The 24850-nt window shown below is 49.8% G+C and carries 20 protein-coding genes; 2 read left to right on the forward strand and 18 right to left on the reverse strand.

Annotated features, from left to right (window positions below; genetic code table 11):
* Positions 1 to 95: 95 nt before the first annotated feature.
* From AC15IQ_RS15000 to ade, 5 genes are all read right to left on the reverse strand, one after another.
* Positions 96 to 998, reverse strand: coding sequence for a helix-turn-helix domain-containing protein (locus AC15IQ_RS15000; protein WP_483180251.1), 903 nt, complete (start codon positions 996 to 998; stop codon positions 96 to 98).
* 404 nt (positions 999 to 1402) lie between these two features.
* Entirely contained in the window at positions 1403 to 1912 is a 510-nt protein-coding gene (locus AC15IQ_RS15005; RefSeq protein WP_483180253.1) for a macro domain-containing protein, read from the reverse strand.
* Between the two features lie 77 nt (positions 1913 to 1989).
* The gene (locus tag AC15IQ_RS15010) at positions 1990 to 2283 is read right to left on the reverse strand and encodes a hemerythrin domain-containing protein (RefSeq protein WP_483180255.1); all 294 of its coding nucleotides are present in this window, start codon (positions 2281 to 2283) and stop codon (positions 1990 to 1992) included.
* A 5-nt stretch (positions 2284 to 2288) separates the two neighbouring features.
* Positions 2289 to 2528, reverse strand: a complete 240-nt coding sequence (locus AC15IQ_RS15015) for a hemerythrin domain-containing protein (RefSeq protein ID WP_483180257.1) — start codon at positions 2526 to 2528, stop codon at positions 2289 to 2291.
* Positions 2529 to 2658: 130 nt separating this feature from the next.
* Entirely contained in the window at positions 2659 to 4464 is a 1806-nt protein-coding gene (ade, locus tag AC15IQ_RS15020) for an adenine deaminase (RefSeq protein ID WP_483180259.1), read from the reverse strand.
* 366 nt (positions 4465 to 4830) lie between these two features.
* On the opposite strand from ade, the gene AC15IQ_RS15025 reads away from it, so the two are divergent.
* Entirely contained in the window at positions 4831 to 5370 is a 540-nt protein-coding gene (locus tag AC15IQ_RS15025) for a hydrolase (RefSeq protein WP_483180261.1), read from the forward strand.
* Between the two features lie 193 nt (positions 5371 to 5563).
* On the opposite strand, the gene AC15IQ_RS15030 is transcribed toward AC15IQ_RS15025, so the two are convergent.
* The 11 genes from AC15IQ_RS15030 to AC15IQ_RS15080 all read right to left on the reverse strand — a co-directional run bounded on the left by AC15IQ_RS15030 (position 5564) and on the right by AC15IQ_RS15080 (position 21465).
* Positions 5564 to 6274, reverse strand: coding sequence for a hypothetical protein (locus AC15IQ_RS15030; protein ID WP_483180263.1), 711 nt, complete (start codon positions 6272 to 6274; stop codon positions 5564 to 5566).
* 271 nt (positions 6275 to 6545) lie between these two features.
* Positions 6546 to 8447 (reverse strand): DUF2207 domain-containing protein, encoded by a 1902-nt coding sequence (locus AC15IQ_RS15035; RefSeq protein WP_483180265.1) that lies wholly within the window; start codon positions 8445 to 8447, stop codon positions 6546 to 6548.
* Positions 8448 to 8462: 15 nt separating this feature from the next.
* Positions 8463 to 9020, reverse strand: coding sequence for a LemA family protein (locus AC15IQ_RS15040; protein ID WP_483180267.1), 558 nt, complete (start codon positions 9018 to 9020; stop codon positions 8463 to 8465).
* 198 nt (positions 9021 to 9218) lie between these two features.
* Positions 9219 to 10478 carry a hypothetical protein gene (locus tag AC15IQ_RS15045; RefSeq protein ID WP_483180269.1) on the reverse strand — a complete coding sequence of 420 codons (1260 nt, stop codon included), beginning with the start codon at positions 10476 to 10478 and terminating at the stop codon, positions 9219 to 9221.
* A gap of 20 nt (positions 10479 to 10498) precedes the next feature.
* Positions 10499 to 11590, reverse strand: coding sequence for a zinc-ribbon domain-containing protein (locus tag AC15IQ_RS15050; protein ID WP_483180271.1), 1092 nt, complete (start codon positions 11588 to 11590; stop codon positions 10499 to 10501).
* Positions 11591 to 11741: 151 nt separating this feature from the next.
* Positions 11742 to 12872 (reverse strand): zinc ribbon domain-containing protein, encoded by a 1131-nt coding sequence (locus AC15IQ_RS15055; RefSeq protein ID WP_483180273.1) that lies wholly within the window; start codon positions 12870 to 12872, stop codon positions 11742 to 11744.
* Between the two features lie 26 nt (positions 12873 to 12898).
* The gene (locus AC15IQ_RS15060) at positions 12899 to 13684 is read right to left on the reverse strand and encodes a hypothetical protein (protein ID WP_483180275.1); all 786 of its coding nucleotides are present in this window, start codon (positions 13682 to 13684) and stop codon (positions 12899 to 12901) included.
* Positions 13681 to 19881, reverse strand: a complete 6201-nt coding sequence (locus AC15IQ_RS15065) for a hypothetical protein (RefSeq protein WP_483180276.1) — start codon at positions 19879 to 19881, stop codon at positions 13681 to 13683. Before AC15IQ_RS15065 ends, AC15IQ_RS15060 begins: the two co-directional genes overlap by 4 nt.
* Before the next feature lie 19 nt (positions 19882 to 19900).
* Complete coding sequence (locus tag AC15IQ_RS15070) at positions 19901 to 20392, reverse strand: hypothetical protein (RefSeq protein ID WP_483180278.1); 492 nt, start codon at positions 20390 to 20392, stop codon at positions 19901 to 19903.
* 33 nt (positions 20393 to 20425) lie between these two features.
* The gene (locus AC15IQ_RS15075) at positions 20426 to 20995 is read right to left on the reverse strand and encodes a hypothetical protein (protein WP_483180279.1); all 570 of its coding nucleotides are present in this window, start codon (positions 20993 to 20995) and stop codon (positions 20426 to 20428) included.
* 161 nt (positions 20996 to 21156) lie between these two features.
* Positions 21157 to 21465 (reverse strand): hypothetical protein, encoded by a 309-nt coding sequence (locus AC15IQ_RS15080; protein WP_483180281.1) that lies wholly within the window; start codon positions 21463 to 21465, stop codon positions 21157 to 21159.
* Positions 21466 to 21618: 153 nt separating this feature from the next.
* Between AC15IQ_RS15080 and AC15IQ_RS15085 the strand changes: the two genes are divergently transcribed.
* Positions 21619 to 23175 (forward strand): transcriptional regulator, encoded by a 1557-nt coding sequence (locus AC15IQ_RS15085; protein WP_483180283.1) that lies wholly within the window; start codon positions 21619 to 21621, stop codon positions 23173 to 23175.
* Between the two features lie 52 nt (positions 23176 to 23227).
* On the opposite strand, the gene AC15IQ_RS15090 is transcribed toward AC15IQ_RS15085, so the two are convergent.
* A complete protein-coding gene (locus AC15IQ_RS15090; RefSeq protein ID WP_483180285.1) occupies positions 23228 to 23929 on the reverse strand; it encodes an ECF transporter S component in 702 nt (233 codons plus the stop codon).
* A 54-nt stretch (positions 23930 to 23983) separates the two neighbouring features.
* Positions 23984 to 24850, reverse strand: an 867-nt coding sequence (locus AC15IQ_RS15095; protein WP_483180287.1) for an S-layer homology domain-containing protein, incomplete at its 5' end; no start/stop codon positions are given.

Consider the following 24850-nt stretch of genomic DNA (forward strand, 5'->3'; position numbering starts at 1 on the left):
CAATATCAAGGCCGTTCCTGCCGGAACGGCCTAAATTATTGCGAAGCTATCGGATCCAGCCCTTATTAGCCGTACAAGGAAAAAGCAGCTATATATTACAGGGCCCGTACCGGCCGGGCTTCTATATATCCCCGTTCTCCCATCGGCGCCAGTTGGAACCTGGGTCCATCCTCATCGGCCCACCTGAAACCGTAAAGCTCAGGATTGTAATTATCCATCACCTGCCATAAATCGGCGATTGCCATCTCAAATTCCTCATCCTTAAAAGGCGGTCCCTGGAATACCATTACCTTGCATGCCGGCAAGTCAATTATCTCGTAACCCTCCGGCAGTTCGTTCTGATAGTCAAAAGGCACTTCAACCCCTTGGGCATATTTCGACGTTCCGGGCTTCTGTAGGTTTTCCGGCAGCCACATTCCAATAGGTTCGTATAGGGCTTGTTTGATGCTGCACAATTCTCCCCATATATCACAGCCCAACTCCTGGCAGTAATCATAATAGTTGTCTGCATTAAACCCCCTTTTCAAAATCAGCTTTCGCTCAGGCCTTTCCACAACCTGCACAAATACTACCTTGGTATCGCTCTTGGTTTGCATTTTAACTGCTCCTTTCTTCTTAATGAGGTGATATGCACGGATGCTGTTGGGAATAAAAAGTGGTATCATAGGGGTGGTTTTACGGTAATGCTGCGGGGTCATTCCAAACTTATCTGAGAAAGCCCGGGTAAATCCTTCGTGGGAATTAAACGCAAAATCAAGGGCAACGTCTATTACACGTTTGCTGTCATCCCAAAGTCCCAGGGCTGCCCGGGACAGGCGCAGCCGGCGCATGTATTCCAGTGGCGTTTTTCCGGTGTACTCCTTAAATATTCTGGATGTGTACCACGGGGAATAACCAGCTGCCTGACTCAGCATATACAGGGTGATGGGCTCATTGATATGCTCAGCGATATAATCCTGAACCCTTTGTACCGCATTTATGTTCTCCCAATTCTCCAATCCGTCACCTCCTAGCAAAAAGATAGCAGATACTTAAAATACACTCTTGACCTGCTTTGTCAATCTTAAAGTCCTATGTCCGTATTAACGTCTTAGCACCAAAAACAAAAAGACCTTTAAATCTCAGACTTTTAAGGTTTTATTGGTCGTCCTATTATCTGTTGGATGAGGAGATCAGGCCGGGCCGCACGGCTGACTTGACCTCCTTTTTTTTAATTCCGGCAAGGTTTAGGGACAGTGCTGCTCAATCCTGCTCTGGAGAAACATTAGAATCGGCCGTGTTCAGGCGGCCGGATCCCCAATCCCTTTCCCGCTTGGGCGAAATTCCCGTATTTGCATGTGGCCAGATTCAATGATGGGTCGGCGTTGCCTTAGAATAAATCTGCTCTGTAATTGTGGTCAATTTACTTGTCAAAGGCGGAGAAAATCTTTTCGCTAAGCATTAGAGTCTGTTCATCAAAGACCGTCAAGTATACTTCCATATCATGGGTAAGCAGGAATTCGTTGATGGCAGAAATCGCGATTTCTAAGGCCTGTTCTTTTGGATACCCGTAAATCCCGGAAGAGATTAAGGGAAAAGCAATGGAGTGGCATTTATGTTTCAAGGCCAGGGCTAGCGAGTTTTTATAACAGTTGTACAATAATTGGGCTTCATTGCATGAACCGCCCTGCCATATGGGGCCTACGGTATGTATTATATGCCGGGCGGGTAAGGCGTAGCCTCTGGTTATGACACTCTCACCAACCGGGCATTTGCCGATACGATTGCATTCCTCTTGCAGCTGGTCGATCCCGGCTGCGGAGAATATCGCGCCACATACGCCTCCCCCCATTTTCAAATTCACATTGGCCGCATTTACAATGGCATCGACCTGCATCTTGGTGATGTCGGCCTGCATAATCTTTAGCGGCATAGCGTATTCTCCTTTCGGGGATTAAATTAGTACCATTATCGTAGCGGGAAAGCATACAATTTGCTTCCCATTACTCTTTATTGGAACTCCCTGGCCCACCGTTCAATCATGGCATGCAGTTCTTCATGCACTCCATGTCCGATAATGCTCTCCTCGTATTGTTCGAACTTCTCAAACATATCATCCTGCTTGTTTTCGTCCAGCACCTTATCAGCCATCACAAAAAGCACCTGGTTTTCCTTTTCTATGTGGTTTCTTAGGAGGTCGCGATATCCGCTGGCGGCCTGTTTAAATCCAAGCAGATCCTGAGCTTCCAAGGCTTCACTCATGGCGGCTATGTATTTCCTGCCCTCTTCATGTTCTTTGAGCATTACCCCTACAGGTCCGCCTTGATTTGATTGGGGATCCCATGGGCGGTCAATGCGGTGAAAAGATATTGTTCTTCTTTGCCGTGGTGGCATTTATCGGCGAATATTTTGAGGAAGTAAAGCAGTTCACCATAAAACTTCAACATATCCGCTTCGGGCTTGCTACTGGGCATGGCTTTATCCAGTATTTTCAAAACGTGCAGAATAGCATTATGCTCTTCTTTCAGATCCTGAGTGGCTTTTCCCATGTAAATCCCCTCTTTTCATAATAATCTTCGGGCTCATCCCAGCGGTACGGGTTACGCTTTATCAAATCCTTAATAATTGTTGGTATAACTTACCTCTAACATGCCGGGGCACAAAAATCAAGTTATAAGTTTATTCCCCCAGCAAGGGCAGCATTTTAAAGTTAAGGCAATCCACCAGCCCTCGGTTGGTAAGCCGCAGTTCAGGCAATACCGGCAGGGATATTAAAGCCATGGTCATAAAAGGCGAAACCAGGTTACAGCCCAGATCCTTCCAGGCTTGATCCAGCCTGGCAACGTTTTCCGCCACCTCTTCCAGGGGCCGGTCAGACATCAAACCAGCGATGGGCAGGGGCAGCAAGGCTATCACTGCACCGTTTTTGACCGCTATCATGCCGCCGCCAACCTCAGCCAGGGTATTTCCCGCCAGAGCCATGTCTTCGTCATTGGTGCCAACTATCAACAGATTATGGCTGTCATGAGCCACGGTTGAGGCTACCGCCCCGGCCTTTAAGCCAAAGCCCTGCACATATCCTAAACCGTAAGAACCGTCCCCGCCATGCCTTTCCATCACCATCACCTTGGCAATATCACCAGCTTCCCGGTGCAGGGGCTGCCCGTTTTCTACCTTCATTTCAATCAAACGGTGATATGTTCCCACATGGGCTTCGCGTATTTCCATGACATGTGCCTTGACCGTTGCCATACCTGCCGGTGCCTTTATGACAAAATGCTGTGGGGATAACTTTTCCTTGAGACGAACGGAATGCCGCGCCTCCGCAGGATAGGTATAGGAAGGCAGTTCCGTTACCATTTGGCCGTTTTCAGCCACTATTTTCCCGTCCACCATCACCTTGTCGACCCTGACCTCGGCCAGATCGCTGATAAAGTTGATATCCGCGCAGCGCCCCGGCGATATACTTCCCAGATGCCGGTCTACCCGAAAGCACTGGGCGGTATTTATGGTTACCATCTGCACTGCGGTGAGCGGATCGACACCCTGTCTGATGGCCTGGCGCACCACATGATCGAGATGCCCCAGTTCCCGCAGAGTATGGGGGTGAACATCGTCTGTGACCAGAATCGCATAGCGGCTGTCGATACGGTTCTCAGTGATTGCTCGAACGGTCTGCTTTACATCGTGCCAGGCTGAGCCTTCGCGCATTTTGGCATACATCCCCAGCCTCATCCGGGCCAGGGCATCCTCTTTGGTGGTGCTTTCGTGGCAGGACGCTATTCCAGCAGCAGCATAAGCCGGTAGTCCAATTTCCAGGTCAGGGATGGAATAATGTCCGGTGATCGGTTTCCCTGCATCCAAGGTGGCTTTAAGCTCCCCGTGAGCATTTTTGTCGCCGTAAATAATACCGGGGAAATTCATCATCTCCCCTAAACCGATAATGCGATCATCACTCATGGCCGCTTTGACATCATCCGGGCCGAAAACCGCTCCAGCATCTTCAAATCCGGGCGCGGCCGGGACACAGGAAGGCATAGTGGCATAGATTTTCATGGGCATTTGCCGGCCCTCTTCCACCATCATCTGAACCCCCTTCATGCCTAATACATTGGCAATCTCGTGAGGATCCATAAATATAGTGGTGGTCCCTCTGGGCAATGCTGCCCGGGTGAACTCTCTGACCGACATCATGCTGCTTTCAACATGCAGATGCCCGTCCAGGAACCCGGGGACCAGGGTATATCCGGTAGCATCAATTATTTGCGTGTCTTCCCCGATGGTATGGTCAACATTGCCTACGGTAACAATCCTTCCGTGTTTAATAGCAACATCTTTATTCGCCTCGATTTCTCTGGTATTGACATTCACTATACTTGCGCCTCGTATTACCACATCTGCTTTTAAAATACCCATGGCTGTCTGGGCAAGCTCTGCTGTGATTTCATTAAAATTCTTCTCGGTAAGACTGTAAGATACGTTCATTGTCATCCCTCTTTCTGGCTTTAAGCCGAGATGTTAGCCTATAGCAACACTTCAGCATAACTACGCTGGTCCATTACCGGGTCATAGTGAAGCGTTGTCTGAAATTCGCGGCTCCTTATGTCTTTATAAGGATATACGCTCAGGTTTAATTCATAGTATTTGCCCGGTAGGTATTATTCAGCCTTTGTTACTAAAATTATACAGCTTATTGGGCAATAACTCCCAGCCATCTGAAAGCTGGCTTCAGTTAGGGGATGGCGCACGTTGCTGCTTGCAGTCCATTAAAAGCTGTTTTTAGGTAAGTGTTGGTGGTCTTTTTCATGGTAGAATGGCCATAACATAGCTAGTAAGGAGGAGGCTGGTATTATGTTGGATATGGACAAAACCGCCTTGTTGATTGTGGATATTCAGGGGGCCTTGGCCAGGACGGTACATGAGGCCAATCTGATCTATGGTAACTGGCAAAACTTGATTAAGGCTGCTAAGCTTTTTCAACTCCCCATTGTCCTGCTGGAACAGAACCCCCGGGGACTGGGGCCGACCATCCCGGAACTGCGCGAATTGCTGGGGGATCTGCCCGCTATAGAAAAGATGACCTTTAATGCCTGTTTGAATGAAGAGTTTTTGACTAGACTTAGGGAAACAGGAAGAGAGCAGATCCTTGTCGCAGGTATTGAGGCTCATGTCTGTGTTTACCAAACCGTTTGCGGCTTGCTCAAGGAACCTTACCAGATATATGTAGCATCGGATGCCGTGTCCTCGCGCACCTCTTGGAACCGCATGGCAGCATTAGAGCGTATGCGGGAGTTGGGGGCGGTCATCACTACCACCGAAATGGCTCTGTTTGAAATGATGAGGACCTCAGAAGGGAATTTGTTCAGGCAGTTCATTAAAATCGTGAAATGATAAAATTTGGACACGGGCACAAGTTTGACACAACAGAACCATCCGAGGCCACCGGAAAAGTCGTTTTGTCATCCTGAACGTTAATGAAGGATCTTGAAACTGCCGTAATAAAAAGATTCTTCGCCTTTGCCTCAGAATGATATGACAGTATTTCAGTGGCCTCAAACCGTCCGCCTGCGTCCTTCCTATAACGTTATTTCAGCAAGGGGCAGGAACAGCGCAAGCACTTATCATCATTGATGTCGTTTAGGGTCGAGCAGGCGTTGCAGAATATGATGCTGTCCCGTGATTTATCGTATTTTTCGAGGGTGCCCAGCCCTTTGTGCTGACGCACCCGATCGCCAATCTCAAAATAATTGAAAACGGTATCATCATCATCCACCGATCTATTCAGGATTTTGCCCCGGTCGGTTTTGAAGACTACGGTATATAAGGTGTATCTTTCCACATAGTACCGACCGTCTGAGTCTTTGTTGCGCCGGGTCTTTTTCTCAACTTTTTTATCAATGACCACCCCATCCCACTGCTTTACCATGGCACGGCTGATGGTAGACAATAAAGCAATGGTCAGGAACATGCCGCCGATGCCCAGTCCTATATAAAGGGCTTCGGGATTGTCCATTTCAGAACTTGTTTCTCCATAGATAAAAAAACCAACGATCACGATGACAGCAAGGATCCCGGCAAAAATAAATGACCAGGCAGTGGTCTGCCGCCGGTAACTGGCAAAGGCAGGGTCATTAATCCGCTCTGAAAAACCGATCAGGGCTTTATTCCCTACCGGGTCCCTTTCCATGACAGGTTCTGTGGTCTGGTTATCTGCGGCTTGGGGCAGAAGGCTGCCGCATTCCACACAGAACCTAATGCTTTTATCAGAATCATTACCGCAATTTGGACAAATCATTTTTTCCTCCCTCTTCCCCTCTTCCGCATTTATTTTTGGACTTGCCAGACGACAAGCTATGGTGCGGACTAGATAAGGATCCCCACGGCGCACGAGCATTCCCCATGTCGTCCGGGTGGAGCAGAGCCCCACCCCTACAGCGCATGAGCGAATGTTCTGCTGCTACGAGAAGGCCGACAGGTCGTCGACTCCTACAAAACATGGGGGGGCGCCTCGCGCCTCACATCTCACTCCCCACGCCTTACCAATTTTCCCCTTTCCAACTAAAAGTCTATCTTCCTCCGTAACTGCTGCCACCGCCACCTCCGCCGCCACCGCCGGAGAATCCGCCTCCGCCGCCGGAACCGGAAGAAGACTTGCTTACTGCCTTTTGGGCTGATGTCAAAGAACGCTCAAAGGATTCGCCGATCCCATCGAAGGAATTGGTCAGGGCATTCATACCGGAATGATAGGTTCCATACATCATCCATCCAGACCCAAAGCGATAATCTCCATCCTGCATATTGGGAAAGACCACTTCCAGCTGTTTGATGACTTCTTTGGCCACCCCCAAAGTGACCGCATAGACCAGATAATGCTCCCAGATGATGAGGCTGGGGATTTCATGTCGCTGCATCTCTGAGAAGTGTTCCAGAAACTTCTTAAAAGCTGCCCAGCGCACATAATCCTCCTGCCCGATCACGGAACGTCGTTTGAAAAAACGCGGGACGAAGAAAATGATCAGGCTGGCAATGATCATGGCCCAGCCGATGGTTCCAATCCGGGCTGCCAGAACGAAGCCTGCCACAAAGAGCACCGCGCCGCCCAGCACAGTAAAGAGCGACATATTACCGTTGCTGTCAAAGAAGTCGTAGGCCTGGCATTTGGCAATGATGCCGGAAGTCCAACCGCTCCAGAAGGCGTAAAATTCCGGGCCATTTTTTTTGGCGTATTCTTCTATGTCGGTCAAATAGATATAATCCTTGCCGCCGCCGATATCGTTTTTCAAATAATCGATCAGCTCTGCTTCGTGGGGCTTAAGAACTGCTTCTTCCGGTTTTCTTAAGCTAGCCGGCTCAGGTGCGGGCATGAAGCTGAGCAGGAAGGTAGTGACTTCTTTGCTGCCCAGCAGTTTTCGTACCTGTACGGTATCTTCCTCTAAAAAGAGAAATTGCCGCCGGGCCAGGTCCATGATGGTAGCAGTGATATCATTAGCCTTCATGGCTTTGAAATTCCACAAGACACTCAACTCCGCCGGGCTGTAATTGGCCGGCAGGTCCCGGTAATAATCACCGTCAAAAACGGTAGCGTGTTTGCGCCCGTACCTGCGCCACAACATAAAGACGCCTGCCAGTGCTGCCACTACGATACCGATTCCGGCACCCGTCTCCACTCTGGCCATCATGCGTTCTTTATTGGCCTGGTCGGCCCAGCCCTGTTCCTCTGCTAAAATCTTGCTCAGTGCCGGCTGTGTCGTATGGGCTTCCGCAGGCGCACTGGTAAAGAGGCTGGGGGGCATAACCACCCGGCCTTCCATGAAGGTATAGGAAGGCAGGTCGCTGACTTTGAATACCACCCCATTAGAGCCGGCAAATTCGACTTCCCCGTTTAGGGGGCCATGTCCCCAGATGCGGATGTCTTCCCCCTTTTTAAATTTTTCCGCGCCTGGCGGCAGGGTCAGATTAACCTGTACAGAGGAGATGCGATTGCCATTAGCTTCCCCGATAAACTTGCGGTAGAGCTCCGCCACATCGGGATGTATCTTGACGGCATTCACCACCCGGTAAGTTAAATCGAAAGTACGCACCTGATCTTTAGCATTGATGCTCCAGTCAATGAGGATATCACTGCCTTCGCGTTTGATCAGGAAGGTTCCCGGCGCTCCGTATGTGGTACCGGGATTAAAGGCATAAGGCTTCCCGTTTTCACTCACCTTTACGTCTGTAATGGGGGTATCCCCCTGGGGGATTTTCACATAAAAGCCGTTCCACTGCCCGGAAAAGTCCACCTTGATCCTTTCGGTCACCAGCATGGATGCATCCGGCAAGACCTGGGCATCCACAATGATCTGTTCCATGGTCAAAGACCGGTCCGCCAGGGCGGGTGGAGTTATTAAGACCAGGAATAAGAACAAGCCAATAAATAGGCAAAATACCGTGCTTCGGAAATGGCGATAAGGCATTTTTGGTGTCATCTTGGAAACTCCTTTTTAAAACTCCACTTTCACAGCCTGACGAGCATTGGGTTCCCCCTGCAGGGTAAAATAATCCACCATGGCGAATCCCAGCATACCTGCTACCAGGTTGTTGGGGAACAATTCGATCTTGGTGTTGAACTTTTGTACGGTATCATTGTAGAATTGGCGGGAATAAGCAATCTTGCTTTCGGTGTCACTTAGCTCGGATTGCAGCTGCAGAAAATTGGTGTTGGCTTTCAATTCCGGATAAGCCTCAGCCACGGCAAACAGAGAGCGCAAAGCATTGCTGAGCATATTCTCGGCCTCCATCTGCTCCCGGACATTGCCCGCATTCATAGCCATGTTCCTGGCCTGGGTCACGGTTTCCAGAGTCGATTTCTCGTGCTGGGCATAGCCCTTGACGGCATTGACCAGATTAGGAATCAGGTCATAACGCCGCTTCAACTGTACATCCACCTGGGACCAGGAATTTTGCACCCTTTGTCTTAGCTGCACCAGGCTATTGTAGATTCCAATAAGGAATACAACTAATAAGACTACGATTACTCCGAGAATTATTAATCCGACCATTATTGTTGCCTCCTCCAAAAAATATTTTTCAACTATACTTCCCTTCTTCGACTAGCATCTTGTTTATCAGTCACTCGGGTGGAGCAGAGCCCCACCCCTACAGCGCTTCGACTATTATCAGTTTATCAGTCACCCGGGTGGAGCAGAGCCCCACCCCTACAGCGCACGGAGCGGTGGTCGTCTCACTCCTAACGGCCCTTACATAAACATGGAAAATCCCTGGATTTCCTGGTTTTCCTTATAGAATGGCACCCCGGCAGCTTCGATGGCTTCCGGCACCCGGTCAAAATTGTTGATGATCACCCCGCCCATTTGGTCCGAAAACCAGATATAAATCGGTTTGCCGCCGCTGCGGCCTTGAATCCTTAAGCCTCCATAGGACGCTGCAGCTGCCAATAGAGCTGATCCCGCTGGCTGCGGAGAAGAGGCCCGGCCGCTGACCAACGAGATAAAGGCCATGGCCAGGAAGAGTTTGCGGAACCAGCCGGGGTTTCTTAAGACTACCAGATCAACGGCGGTCATCTCATCAAACCGCATTTCTTTTACACCCTTGAAAGTTATCAGATACAAGGCTTGCGGCGTCAGCTCGATCCGGTAAGAGGAGTGCCAGGCATTGCTGTAGAACAAATATATGCTGATTAAGGCCATGAGCCAAATGGCCAGGGTGATGGGCCACAAACCGATGATAGCCTGCACGGTGCCTCCGTTGATCAAAAAGGGCAGTCCATAAAAAGGAGCCAGGAGGATAACCCCTACCAGGTCTCCTGCCACCATGCTGCCGGCCGAATAACTGATGTCCTCGGCTTGTTTTTTCCTTCGGGGCAGAAATATATAAAACAGTAAGCCTAATCCCATCACAACGACGCCAACGGTGCGGAAAGGATGGTAAAGCCATCCCGGAGCAACGCGGTACGGGCTGGACATTGCACCCACGCTGCTCAAGTAATCGTGGTAGTTTAAACGCAGATAATATGTTTCACTGCCGATAGTGGTGCTGATAAATGCGCTTTGACCATCACCTTCCCGCAGCCCCCATTGATAATAGGGCAATTCATTGGGTTTGAAAAACACCTGGACTGGACGCGTTGGCCTCCAGAAGTCATCTTTGTCTTCTTCACTGACCCGGTCTCCAAAGCTGGAACGTTGATACTCTCCCAGGCTGGCCAGTCTCACCTGGACAAAAAAGTCTGACCATTCATCACTGTCGAGGGCCACCACTTTTGCGCCGGTTTTTTCCCGGATATACTCATCCAGGGGCAGTGCATTAAGCCGTTTATCCTCTTTGGTTACCAAGCCGCTGTAAGATTTCAATTCATTAGCTTGTTCCTGTACCCAGTCCACCGCTGTCACACTGACCACAGCCGGTGCCACATAGCAAAACAGTGCCAGACCGATTATAATCCCCAGGACAAGCGATACCCGCCTCCACAGTTCCATCGCACCCGATGCCACTGTCATGTTCCAGTCCTCCTCATGTTCTAATAGCTCTGAGTGCGGTCATCTTTGATATCTTTATAGTTCGGGCACCATTTTATGATGGTGTTGGCTGCTTCAGCCGCATCGATCCTGGTCATTTCCGTCATTTTATAGTATTGAAAAGCTCCGCCGGGATCTATCACATAAACGCAACCCTTCCCCGGTGCATAATAAGTTATGCTCTGAAATCCCGCGGCTTGATTGTTCTCCAAAAGCAACAGACAGTCGTCGAATTTGGCAAAACCTAAATCCAGATCCACACCCATATCCACAACCTTATAATTGGTAGAACCGTACTCCGTGTCATAGCTCCAGGTCTGTCCTACCGTCATATTGTTTTTTAAAACCGGATAAATCTCAAAGGGGGCTTGATCCATGATGTAATAAGTTCCGTCGGCTCGTTCTACATAATGAAAGCCAAAGCCATATTCTTCACCCATATCAATACCCATTTCCACTTCACTTACCCGCACGGATTGGTTGGGGACTGCCTGACCGCTGATCCGGTCAACGATCCCTGACATCCCATCCGGATAATTGACAAAAAAAGTGCACTTCAAGCCTGGCTCGGACAAATAGGTCGACGCCCGGGATAAATCTGGCTGGGGTGCTGTCTGAGCTGGCACGCTGGGCCCATTCTGCCCGCTATTGGCTGCCGGGTTGCTGTTCTGAGTGGCTGTCTGTACCGGAGCTCCGGTGTTTCCTTCCGGATCATCCTTGGAAAGCCACCAGTAGATCCCACCACCAGCCACGAATATAAGGGCCAAGACTGAAATCATGATGATCAGCGCGTTTTTGTTTCCGCCTGGGTTGGTTCCCGGTGGGGCATAATTTCTGCCCGGCATGGGTCCAGCTCCTCCTGCAGGCGGGGACGCTTCAGCATAGGGCCTGGCTGGCGTCTGGGGTGATTGATAGCTGTGCTGCTGCGGTTGATGAGCTGGTGCTGCCGGGGGCGGTGTGGCTGGCCGCTCAGGCGCAGCAGAGGCCCCAGGCTTCCCGGCGATGATATTGATGTCAAAGCCGCATTCACCGCAAAACCTATCTCCTGGTGCCAAGGGCGCTCCACATTCCGGACAAAATTTTAATTCACTCATTGTTCTTCACTTCCTTGTTTAATTAGGTCGTTTTGTCAGATAGCTATTCTAATACTCCCTCTGCTTTAAGAAGCAGATTAGAACGGTACGGCTCCTAAAAACGAATTTCTTCTGGCGGAGTAACAAATCCATCTGACGCTAATAAATCTGTTTAGATCGGTTTCCCGCAGCCGGTACAAAATTTCTTGCCGGGTTTTAGTTCCGCACCACACTGTCCGCAGAACTTCATCGCCGGGGCAGAGGCTTGTTTCTGGGCTTGGGCTTGGGCGGTTTTGGCTGGGGCAGTGCCACCTACTACTTTTTGCAGGGCTTCGATCCATTTCAGCAGGGACTGAATAAGTTCGGGCCGGGTGCTGGCTTGATGCCGAAACCGCGAGCCGCCCCCGCCAATAGTCTCAAAGGAGAAGATATGGTTGGCAAAGGCCGTGGAGGTCAGAAACATCCGGGAAAGGCTCTTTTCCTGTCCATTGACCAAAGCCGTGGCCTGACAGCCGATAGATCCCAGCCAACTGGTGATTATCTCGGTGCCCATGAGCCGTGAACGTTCACCCAAGGTCAGAATATTTTCATTGCTGCTCAAAAACCCTAGTTCTTCCGCCTTTTTAACATGTTCCGGTTTCAAAGCTATACTGCTCCCCTTAAGGCCTGGGGTGGTTTCAAATAGGGTGGGTAAAAGCCAGCGTTTGTCCTGACTGGACAGGGCACGTTTGAGCAGTTCAACAAAGTCCTGAGTGCTGATGGCCAGATTCAGGCCGCCCCGGTAATCCAGCATGCTTTCCATGTAAGAGCGGCGGTAAATATCGATACAGTGCAGGGCACAGACTAGGACTTCCGTTGGCATCACGTCAGGGAACACTGGCTGGTAGGTGCTGTCTGCATTGGCAGCGTAAATATCCGCCCACCATTGCCAGAATGACTCTTCATTATCAAAGAGCAAGAGCAGTATATTGTCTTCACTATCAATAAACTGTACCAGGACATCATTATCCTCCAGGGAAAGAAAAGCATGATAGGTTTCTTCGGCTGCACCGGCTCCGCCGCGGTTGAACTCGAGTTTTACTGCCGGAGTCAATAAATGTCTGGCCACCCGGTTCAAATTCGGGCTCGCGGCCAATTCTTTGAAGAGCTCCGAGGGACTGCTGGTGGCTCCCCGTTCTGCATTATAAGTAAATAACGAAAGCTGGTTGCCACTTAATCCCGAGCGCCTGAATAAATGGTCAATATCACCCGGTGTAAGCTTGTATAAACCAATACTAGTCGTATTATCCTGATTCACTTCCATATTGCCGCCTCCTTTATAAACCATGCTTAATAGGTTTCCCCGCTCCAAACTTCCCCGCGTTCTATGCGCTGCAATTCCTGATTACCCTTAAGTCCGATATAGGGACAATCTTCGACGGCTGACACCAACGTAAGTGATTCATCCCCGGGTTTTATCCAGTGCAGCTTGCCTGCTTCAATCCATCTGCTCAATTCAAAATCATATTCATTTATGTTCAAGTCATAATCACCCCAGCGCACCATGTTTTCCTGATCCAAAAAGGTATATAGCCGAGTGCCCCAGGTGTTGACCCTGACCATATCCTCCGGTGCATCTTCGGCAAAATAGAAAATTACATATCCCTGATGATCGCCGATGGGAAATGAAGAAATTACTGCCTGAATTTCTGGCTGGTTCAACAATCGGGGTAAAACGCCGGGTACCCCGGCACCAGGTTTGCATAAAAACGGGGCTAAATCGATGCTGCCTTTTAGGGTTACAGCTCCGTCCAGGGCAAAATAGGTGGGGGGGAGTTCTTCTGTCCGCCTGACCGGGGCGTCATAATTCCACCACAAACCATCCAACCCAAGTAGATCTATGCAATAATCAACTGTTACACCGCTGAAAGGACAACGGGAAAGAGGCACCACTGGCAGCCAGTTTTCATATTCATCCCTCATTACCGCCAGCTGTTTCTGCAATTCTTCCATTGCGGCTTCCGCTGCTTCGTTTCCATCCTGAAACAGATTCAGGTCATATTCCCGCCATTTTTCCAGTTTGATAAAATATTGCTGTAGAAACTCTTTTCTTTCCCGTGCATTGGTTATCTTCATTGTCTGACTCCTCCTTCCCACCAGTTGGTAAGCCAACCGCCGTTTTCTCCCCGGAGCGGATCATAGGTATTTAGTGCTTCGCCGCCCTCCCCATGGCCGCTTAAGATCTTCCTATCGATAGCTTCAGCTATTTCCCGCGGTGATTGCGCTCCTGGCGTCGCACCGTCAGGGACTTTATCTGATAGTCCCGAATAATCCCAGCCTACATGTTCATTATGCTGAGTTGCCCCTAAAGATTGAAATTCGCGATTGATCTGCTCATTCATCCGCGGTGAGACCGGTTTTCCGCTTACCGCATCAACAATGGCAAAAGTATCATGGTCTCCGCAATAGGGCTTCATAGTTTGCTTGTTGTAGATAATTCCGGTTTTTTGATCCCAAACGATTTTGTCCGCTTTTTCCAGTTGTTTGAGCTTACTGGCCTGATCGGTAAATTCAGTCATCCTCTGCGCATGACGCTTTTGCAGACTATTCCAATGAGCATCTGTCATATCGGAAGGTTTTGCGGCTGGCAGCGGGTCAGGTCTCCTGCAGCCGACTGTGCCAATATTCTCTTTGGGATAACCCAGCTCAACGTCCAGCTCGTTTATGGTTTTTGATTTGATCATCTCTGGTTTAGGGTGAGCTCGGCCGCTTTCCAGCCAGGCTCTTGAATCGGGATTGGTTGGTCTCATGTGAGCTTTCACCCCATATTTATCACAGACCATCCGAATAGCCTTCTGATCACGGGTTGGCATCCCGCGTAAATCAGGAGGCAGCCCCGCTTCTTTAAAGCTGTTCTTGTCAATTTTCAAACCAGGTGTTTCAGCTGATACCGTCTTCAGTGTCGGCTTGCCTGAAGGTTTTGCCACCTGGGTAGTTTTACCGGCAGTTGAGGTGGTTTTAGATGCAGCTTGAGTGCCTGTTGTTGCTGCTTTCCCTCCTGCCTTGACCCCTTGTTTTCCTGACGCTTGCTTTACAAACTTCTCTGCAGCCTCATCGCCGCCGATTTCTACCAATCTCTTGTTGATCTTATCCAAAGCTGATTCGGCTGATTCTTTGCTGATAAAGCCAAGCTTACGGCTCAATTGCTGGTTCAGTGCACTTCCCTTGAGCACTGCCTTTTCAATAAAATCCGCCGCCTTATTGGTAAACACCGGGAACCTTTCCAGCATCGACTTGTTTAAGGCACCAAAACCTTTGCCTGCCAGCCATCCTGCTTGCTCGCCTAATACTAATACACCCAGGGCTTTGGATACTGCTCTGAAATCAGACCCACCTTTATCAATCTCATCCTTGATGCGGTACATTGCTTCCGCCACATTCATAGCCCCGTCCAGGGTTACATAAGTAAGACTCGTACCGCCGGCCAGCCCGCCGGTAGCCCCTATGATCATAATCTTGGCCCCCATGCCCAACCAGGAAGTACTGCCATCAGCCTTTTCTCCAGTGATCACTTCTTTGGCAGTGGCTGCATTGGCTTCCAGTGCCCAGCCCAGGTTCTTGACCCAATCCTCTTCCCATCGTTCCCCGCTATCGGCCGTGGTTTTGCCCAGGATGCGATTGTCGATGACCCGGCGGATCTTATCCATTTTTTCCTGATCCAGCTCTTTACCGGCCAGCATATCATCTTTAAGGCCTTGGATCGCCTTGTCTACGTCACCGGGGCCGCCCGGTTCTCCGATATTGTATTTATCAGCTGCCTTTTGCATTTGCTCCAGCTTGCGCCAATCTTCCAGGTTTTTGTCTATGGCCTTGCTGGTGGCGTCCTCGCGTCTCGCCATCTTTTCCAGATCTATGGCAGCCCGACGCTTGTCTTCAGCCACATCCCGCTGCCAGGATTCGAATCGACTGGGATCAAAATCATTTCCTGTCTCAGTGTTGACCCACTTTCCAGTGACGGCATTGAATTCGATTTCATAAGTCTGACCGTCACCGCTTCCCTCCAGCACTTGCCGGTCTCCATGCCGGGGTCCCATATATCCCGGTTCATATTCATAGGTGGATGTGGTTCCGGTTTCCGGATCCGTATAATCAAAAGTGTTGCCCGGCTGGGTTTCCGGGATTTGATCCCCGGGGAAGCTGTCTTCGGGTTCCGTTCCCGGCCAGTCACTCTGGGGGATATCTTCTTCCGGGATCGGGATGCTGCTGGGCTGATCCTCCGGTACCACATCTCTTCCGTCTCCCACATCATGATTCTTCAAGGTATTCATGGGATCTTCCGGCCCGATCACACCGGTATCCTCAGTGGAAGGTATAGTGGGTTTTTCCGGTTGTGGAGCCGGGATCTCATCATCCCAGGGTTTGGCACCGTATTTTTCTACGGTTCGATGATACGGTTCTCCCAGAGGCGGTTTGGTCGGTTCCCAGGCCTCTCTACGCCCACCAAGGTCAACAATTCCGCCATCAAAAGGATTACGGGTATCTACGTTGAATGGACTTCCCTCTCCGTAGGGGTTATAAGTCCAATGCATCCCGTCTCGGTTGTAGCCGTCAGCATTATAGCCGCTCCAGTGATAACCATCTTTCCCGTATCCCTGTTTGTCGTAACCCCAGGGGTCACGACCGCTGCGGTTGTATCCTTCGAAATCGAAACCTTCCCGATCATACCCATCTCGGTCATAACCGTGCTCATTAAAGCCATTCTTGTCATAACCGTCTGCATCATAACCTTCTTTGGACTGACCTTCCCGGTTATATCCATCCCGGTCGTAACCATCAGCATCATAACCGTTCTTATCGTAGCCTTCCCGGTCCCAGCCATTCTGGTCAAACCCCTTACGATCGTAACCTTCCCGGTCCCATCCGTCCTTATTGAACCCTTCTTTATCAAAGCCCTGTTTATCATAGCCTTGAGCATCAAAACCGCTGCGGTTGAATCCCTTGCGGTCGTAGCCATTAACATCATAGCCTTGCCGATCAAAGCCTTCCGAGTCAAATCCATTGCGGCCGAATCCTTCCCGGTCAAAGCCTTCCTTGTTAAAGCCCTCCCGGTCATAACCTTCGGTGTCAAATCCGGCTTTGTTGAATCCTTCTCGATCAAGCCCTTCCTTATCAAAGCCCTGACGATCGAAGCCCTCCTTGTCAAACCCCGCCTGGTTGAAGCCCTGCCGGTCGTAGCCTTCGGCATCGAAGCCGGATTTGTTGAATCCTTCCTTGTCAAAGCCTGCTTTGTCAAATCCTTCTTTATCGAAGCCTTCGCGGTTGAAACCTGCTTTGTCAAACCCCGCCTGGTTGAAGCCTTCTTTATCATAACCTTCAGCATTAAATCCGTTTTTATCGAAACCTTCCCTGTCGAAACCTTCTTTGTCAAAGCCCTCCCGGTTGAAGCCTGCTTTGTCGAAGCCTTCCTTGTTGAAACCTTCTTTGTCAAAACCTGCCTGGTTAAAGCCCTGCCGGTCATAGCCTTCGGCATCGAAGCCAGATTTGTTGAATCCTTCCCGATCATAGCCGGCCTGGTTATATCCCTGCCGATCAAAGCCTTCAGCATCATAACCATTCCGCCCGAAGCCTTCTCGGTCATAGCCGGTCTTATCAAAGCCATCCCGGTTATAGCCCTCTTCATCAAAACCTAACTGATCGAAACCTTCTTTATCATAACCTTCGGCATTAAATCCCGCCTTATCGAAGCCCTCTTTATCAAATCCATCTTTGTCGAAGCCTTCAGCATCAAAGCCGGTTTTATCAAAGCCCTCCGCATCGAAGCCATTAGCATCAAAACCTTCACGGTCATAACCTTGTGCATTAAATCCATCTTTGTTGAAACCATCTTTGTCAAAGCCGCTTTTATCAAAACCATCCTGGTCATAACCTTGCGAATTATAACCATCTCGGTCATAGTCCGCGCTATTCCTGCCTTCGTGGTCAAAACCGTCCTTATCGTATCCGGCCTTGTCAAAGCCTTCTTGGTTAAAGCCGTCTTTGTCAAAGCCATCTTTATCAAATCCCGCCTGATCAAAGCCTTCGCTGTTGTAGCCAGCTTCGTTGAAACCATCCCGGTCAAAGCCATCACGATCGTAACCCGCCTGGTTGAATCCCTCCCGGTCGAAACCTTCCGCATCATATCCGTTCTGGTCAAAGGTTCCGTCGGCTGCAGTTGCTTCTTCAGATCCAGGACTAGGTTCCGTCCCTCTGCTGTCTTCCCGGGCACCGGAGTCGATGAGGACTTCCCCATCTTCGCTGTCCGTATACAGGCGTTCAGATTGGTCTTCGAGCGGAGCTTCCGAACCGCCTTCAGCAACCGCAAATTGCTCTCCTCCTGCTTCATGTTCTCTGGCATTAAAAACCTGCGGCTTGATATGATCAGCCTCCATATCCCGGTCTGCATTGGCTTTTACAAACAGGGCGGCTTCATCCTCCGTCTCAATAAATATTCCCTTATCACCGGCTGCACCCGCGGCCGGACTTTCTTCAAACATATCCGTAGTATCGATATGGATGCCCGTATCCGTCCCTGTTCCCCCGGTATCAATGGCCTGTTCCTGCATATCGATGGTATCAATAAAGATTTCCGCTCCCGGATCTTGAACCGAGGGTCGGGGCTGCACAAACAGACCGGCCTCATCCTGGGTCTCTATGAAAATACCCTGGCTACCATCACTTCCTGCGATCGGGCTCTCTTCAAACATATCCATAGTATCGATATGGATGCCAGGTTCTCCCCCTGCTTCCCTGATATCAATAGCCTGCTGATTCATATCAACGGTATCGATGAAGATCTCTGGGCCCGGATCATTGATCAAGGGTTCAGGTTGTACGAACAGACCGGCTTCTCTTTCTGTCTCAATATAGATGCCCTGATCTGCTGGAGCTCCCTGGATCGCATTGCCCTGGTACATGTCGGTAGTATCGATCCGAATTTCTTCTTTGCCCCGGCGTCCAATCTGACTGGTAGCCCGGGCTATTCCCGGTGTTCCTCCTCCGCTTCCCGGGATTCCTCCAGCACCGGGCAGTGGTCCTGCGCCAGGGGGATACATAGGCGTTCCGCCTGCCGGAGGTATTCCACCGCCACCCAGGCCGCCTAAAGCCCCTAATGCTGTCGCAATCAATCCCGGAACGACAACACCCGTAACCGCTTCCGTAGTGTTGGCAGGTCCGGGTATACTGCCGACAGACCCAACTCCGGCCGGGCTGTGGCTATGTCCTGCCGGATAGGTTCCCTGTCTGGTTCCGGCACCCCCGGGGGCGGTGCCGGTAATTTCAAAATGGGGCGTTGCCATCACATAGGACATCCCTTTACCGCCCGAATCTCCATTCTGTGACCATGTAGACGGATCGGAGTCGATGATGGTGTAGGTACCGGCGGGAATGACGATATTCGGATACACAAACCAATTGGCATTGGGTACCCCGCCTTGTCCCGGCGTTCCTACCGCCTGCCAGGGACCGTACATCTTCCCGTTCTGGTCCTTTATGCCTATGGTTCCCGGGGATGCTCCCCGGGCGTTGTTCCAGTGATAATTATGGATCTCAGTCACCAAATGGGGAGTGTTGATTATAAAAGTAGTGGGAACCGTGGGTCCATTGTTAACCGCCATGATATTAGTGGTATCGGCTACGCGGACCGGTTCCTCAAGAGGTTCTGCGGTAGCCGGCACAGAGGCTCCCGGCGCGTTACTTGCAGCCGGCTTTTCTTCTGCTGCCGAAGTCCCTGATTCTATATCCGGGGCAGCCTGACTCAAGAGGCCTGCTCTCTCCATTCCGTCCAGGGTCTGCTGGGCAATGCTCTTGGCAGAAGCCAGGTCAGCATTCTTGCTTTGGCCCGTATCCATCGTTTCCACAGTTATGAAATAGTCCGGCAGTATGACCCCTATACCTACCCCGTAATCTGTGTTGTATTCCCTAACTTCACAGCCTTTTAGCTGAGTGGTTTGCATGTAAGATACCTGCGATATACTATCCACATAATCGATCATGATTTGTATTTCATCCGCTTCGGCCGGTCCTAAAACACTAAGCATACACCCGCCGCTGCCGAGATTCCCCATGCCGGCATGAATGGCAAAACCATAGCCGGTAGCTTCTTCCTGCCCGAACTCGAATTCCGCTGAACCGAGGTTGGCATTGGTTACCTGGGTAACTACATCCCCTACTCCCGCAGCTAAAGCAGTTTGAGGCGAACCAGCCATACACATCAGAAAAACAAATGCTGTCATCATGATGGTTATTAAAGAGCTTTTTATATGTTTGCGTCTGGCAGCTAAATAAAGTATCGACAAGCTTTTCACCTCCTCTTGCTTATGGCATAATGCCGGTCAGCATCATCCATACTGTCGAAAGCAGCATTGCTACCAGGGTCGGAATCATTACATTTTTCAATCCCTGGGCCCCTCTTTTCATAGCTTCAGTCCCTGCTGTGGCAGCGGCTGTAGTGATTGCCGCCGAAGCAAAGGGCATCACTGCATTCCACCCCAGTACGGTCAATGCCAGTATGGCCAAAACTGTAAAAGGGATCATAAACAGCATGCCAGTCCCCACCGCTTCCCGGGCAAATCCGCCGTCTGCCTGCCGTGCCGCCGCGTTGCCGCTGTTAAATGCTATGATCAGCAGATTCACCGCCAGTAAACCCATCACTATGGCAGCAATGAGAGAGAATAGTAAAGTAGTGAACTTGAATTCCGGTTTGCTGAATGGCATTAGAATACCGAATATAACGAAACACAGATAAGCCGGCCATAATTTGACCCTGGCCGGTTCTGCTCCCCCTGCATATCCCAATCTCATTTCCACCTTGATCAGCCTCCTAAATGTTCATCAATGAGTTTACGCACCGAATTTGCCTAGCAATGCCCAACCGACCAGGAGAATCGCTCCGCATAGGGTGGTCATGGCTATGCTAAAAGCTACCCGTTCTCCTGACATTTGTTTAATGGTGTACATGGTGGGCCTGAGTGCCCATAAAACCCCGGTAACTCCGAAGGCAACCGCGGTCTTCCAACCAAAGGCCAGGGAGAAAATCAAACCGCTCAAAGCATATACAAAAGTTGCTGAATACCCTAAAGCAAAGGTGGATATAGCCCAATCCATGGTGAGGCCTCGCTGTTCCGCCTGGGATAAGGCCCAGACCATCACGGCCAGCAACGCGATCCCGGCTGTGCCGTATAGGAGTCCCAGCATAGTTATCAGGATCACCGTACTAGTTTCTACCTGACCGTTCCGCAGCAGGTCAAGGCCGGTCTGCAGGAAAAAGAGCGTGAAGGACAAACCGGAGACCATCAGAGAATAAGGCCAGGGGATCTTTATCATCTGGTTCTTAACCACTTCGCCTGGGTTGATAATCATGTTGAGAATTGTTTTCCAGCGAGGTGGTGCTGGTGCTGCTACAGTATTCATAGGTGTGATAGATCCCTCCTGTCTATGTATTTATTAATGATGTCATTGATGTTGGAGTTATCAGGTACAAATCATCCCCAGGCAGGTGAAGAGTACTGCCTGCTCTTAAACCCTGGGGCGGTAATTTCTGAGCATACCATGTATGGCAAGCGTTGGCATGCTTAAAGGTTTCCATGCTGAAAATTAAATTTGTCACCAAATTCCTGGACAAGATGGCTGCTCAGTTCCTTCAGATCATCGGAAGGTGAAATTCTGCCGAGATAAGTATTGGTGGGGGTCCTGATTTCCAAATCTGCGCAGGTCAGGTTACGGCTGATAATGCTAACCAATTTGAGTTCTTCGCGCGCTATTACCAGACGTTCTGTCTCCGAGCTGTCCCGAGGGGTCAAAATGATTTGTTCCCCTGCAATGGTCAAATAATAATCTTGGGTTTTAAAAAACCCTACTTTCAGTTTAATTTCGAAGGTCACAATGTTCACCTCTCTTAAATTTTAGCAATTGCAAGTATTAATGTGATCGCACCGGACAATTTGGCACTGCCAAATTATTGGCACGATTTGTGCCAATAGGATGGAAAATTTATAGAATGGTATTATAATATGTCTTATAAGGAGGGGCGGATTTTGACATTTGATGAAAAACTGGACCTGCTCATGAATATTACCAAAACTTCCAACAGCCTGTTAGCCCGCAATATTGCCCTGGATGCTTCCTTTGTAAGCCGTTTGCGCCGGGGAGTCCGCGCCCCGGTGGAGAGCGCCGGATACATCCCGGCCATGGCCCGGTATTTTTCCCGTATATGCAGTTCCGATTATCAAAAAGCTGCCCTGTTTGAAGCCATTAAAACCAATTCCTCCATTAAGCCTCACGAATCAGACACAATGGAACATTTGATCCTAAACTGGCTGAAGGAAAAAGGGCCTGATAATCCAAATCCGATTGATAGTTTTCTCATGGAAGTGGGACAATTTCAATTTAAAAGGAATGCTCCTGCTGTGGAGGAGGCGGCAGCTCTCATTGATCCCGGTCCCATAAAGGATGTGGAAATGTTTTATGGCGTGGAAGGAAAGCGTAGGGCTGCTTTGTATTTTCTTACGCTGGTGTCTCAGAATAAAACCCCGCAAACCCTGTTACTATACAGCAACGAGGATTTGAGCTGGCTGTCAGATAATCCAGAATATTTTGCCCGCTGGTCAGCCCTTATGTTTCAGGTATTGAAAAATGGCAACCGAATTAAAATAATACATACCATTAACCGTAATTTTGATGAAATGTTGACCGGTATTAGAGGTTGGGTGCCGATTTACATGACTGGGTCCATTGAACCTTATTACTGCCCGAAAACCCGTGATGGCATCTTTCGGCGCACCTTGTTCATCGCTCCTCAAACAGCCGCCGTAACATCTTCCTCGGTACGGGATGATATCAAAAACACCGCCAACTTGCTTTTCACCCGCCAGGAAGCGATTCATGCCCTGCAGAGCGAATATCAAGATTATTTGGCCCTCTGTCGGCCTCTGATGCGTATATTCAACCCTTTCAACCCGGGAAATTATTTGGAAACCCTAGCCGAATTCGAAGCGGAAAAAGGCGATACCATTTTAAAAACAAATTCCCTCAGCAACATAACCATGCCGGCTGAGCTGGTTTCGTACCAGCTAGAGCATCTTCCCAATTCAGCTGCTGAATCGCTTATTGCCTATCAGCAAGAAAAAACCAGCCGCTTTCTCGCTTTGCTGAAAGATCACTGTTTTACCGAAATAATTACCTTGCCAGCGCTGGAAACCATCCTGCAAGGCAGAGTGGTGATGGGTTTTTCAGATATGCCCAATGGAACGCCGGTGTATTACACGCCCCAGGAATACAAAGAGCATCTGAAAAATGTGATCAAACTGCTTAAGACCCATAAAAACTATCACGTGCATTTAACCAGCGACAATCATCTGGACGGCAGCATGGTCTATGTCAAAGAAGGAGTAGGGGTTTTGGTGGGCAAGACTACTTCACCCTCGGTTGTTTTTGCCATCAATGAAAGCAATATGACAGCTGCCTTCTGGGAATACATGAATATCCATCTGCAAAAAATTGCAGGTGATAAATCTGACCGACATGCAACCATTGCCCGTCTGGAAAGCACTGCAGCCCAGCTCAAAGAAGCCGCCAAGTATCGTTCTCGCTGAGCCAACATAGGGACACGTTCTTCTGGTTGGCTCAGTTGACTATCCTGTGTAGTTACAGCGCATCGTTACATTGCTCAATAACACTGGTAACCTCAAGCTTTTTGCGATACCTTAACAAAATGTGATAGAAGGAAGGCCCCAATAAAACGGCAAATGCGACGTTGCCCAGTGCATGCAAGGTATCGAACACCAGGCTGGCCAGGTATGTGGCCAAGAAAGTCTGCAGGTTGAGGGGATATACAAAGCCCACCCAGTGCCATATATTCATCAGCCATCCGAAAAGATAGCCGCAAAATCCCGATAAGGCCGCAAATAGCAGCAATGGAAATTGGTTCGGCCGGGCCGGGAGGAGCCCGGCGAGTAACCCGCACAAGCCCCAAGAAAACATCTGCCATGGAGTCCAGGGTCCCTGGCCCAGAAAGAAATTGGACACCAGGGCGCCCACTGCCCCAACCATAAACCCGGTTTGAGAGCCGAAGACATATCCGGAAATCATAACCACGAATGTGGCTGGTTGAATGCCCGCTATAACCGCAAAAGGGACCCGGACGATGGCTGCCAGAGTAGCCAGGGTGGCTATCAACGCTATTTCCTTGGAGCTAATCCCTTTCTTTTCAAAACGTCGGAATGAAGCTAATAAGCCCAGGCATAGAATAGTCACCGACAACAGGGGCCAGTTCAGGCTGTACAGGGGATTATCCGGAAGCAGGCTCAAAACCAACAAGACCCCCAAGAATATGGCGATAATTGTCAAAGAGTTAATCTTAATTGATATCCCCCATTTCTTCTATAATGCTATGGTCTAGTGTTATTGCTGCAGATGCTGACAGAGCTGCATTATGCTGTAGGCACATTGTACCCTGCTGACAGGGCTTTCAGCCTGAAATCCGGGATAGAGCAAATTATTGTCCCTGGCCTGGGATACATATTTTGAATACCACAAAAAGCCTTCGGGCTCGGCAGTTGCTTCATCACCGGGCAACGCCTTGACCAGAATCGTAGCCAACTGCGCACCGGTTATGTTTCCGGCAGGATCAAACCTACCGTTACCCAGCCCTTCAATAAGGCCTTGTGATGCACAAATAGATATATAGCGATGAGCCCAATATTCAGCGGGCACATCGATGAATGATCTTGCGGTCATGTTTTGGCCATCCTGAAGGGATAAAGCACTGACGACTATTCTGGCAAACTCGGCCCTGCTGATGGAATTGGCGGGTTTAAAACTGCCATCCGGATAACCACTTAAAACACCCCTTTCCACCAGTTTCATGACCGACTCATAACCCCAAGCACCGGCTTTCAAGTCGGTAAACTGGTTTAGACCGGGCGCGGATGTTTCCACTGATTCCGCCCGATTACAGTAATCGATATTTACCGGAAAAGGCTTGCCGGCCATTGCTATCAGAGCATAGGCAGTCATGGTGATTGCTGCCGAATCAAGTCCAGGCTTCCATTTAAAAGCGCCATCTTTGCCCTGCAAGCTCAGCAGGTGGTCCATGGGATTTTTCCCATTAACCCTCCACTTATCAGCCTGCAAATCCTCGCCTGCTGCTATCAAGCCCAGTATCCCCCAGGCATCAGAAGCAGCATTGGATTCACTACCCATCCATTCATCACCACAGCTAAACCCTCCGTCCTGGGTCTGGCATGATTGAAGGTATTTAACCGCCTT

This window comes from Syntrophomonas sp. DTU019, assembly GCA_913757435.1.
Classification (GTDB): domain Bacteria; phylum Bacillota; class Syntrophomonadia; order Syntrophomonadales; family Syntrophomonadaceae; genus DTU019.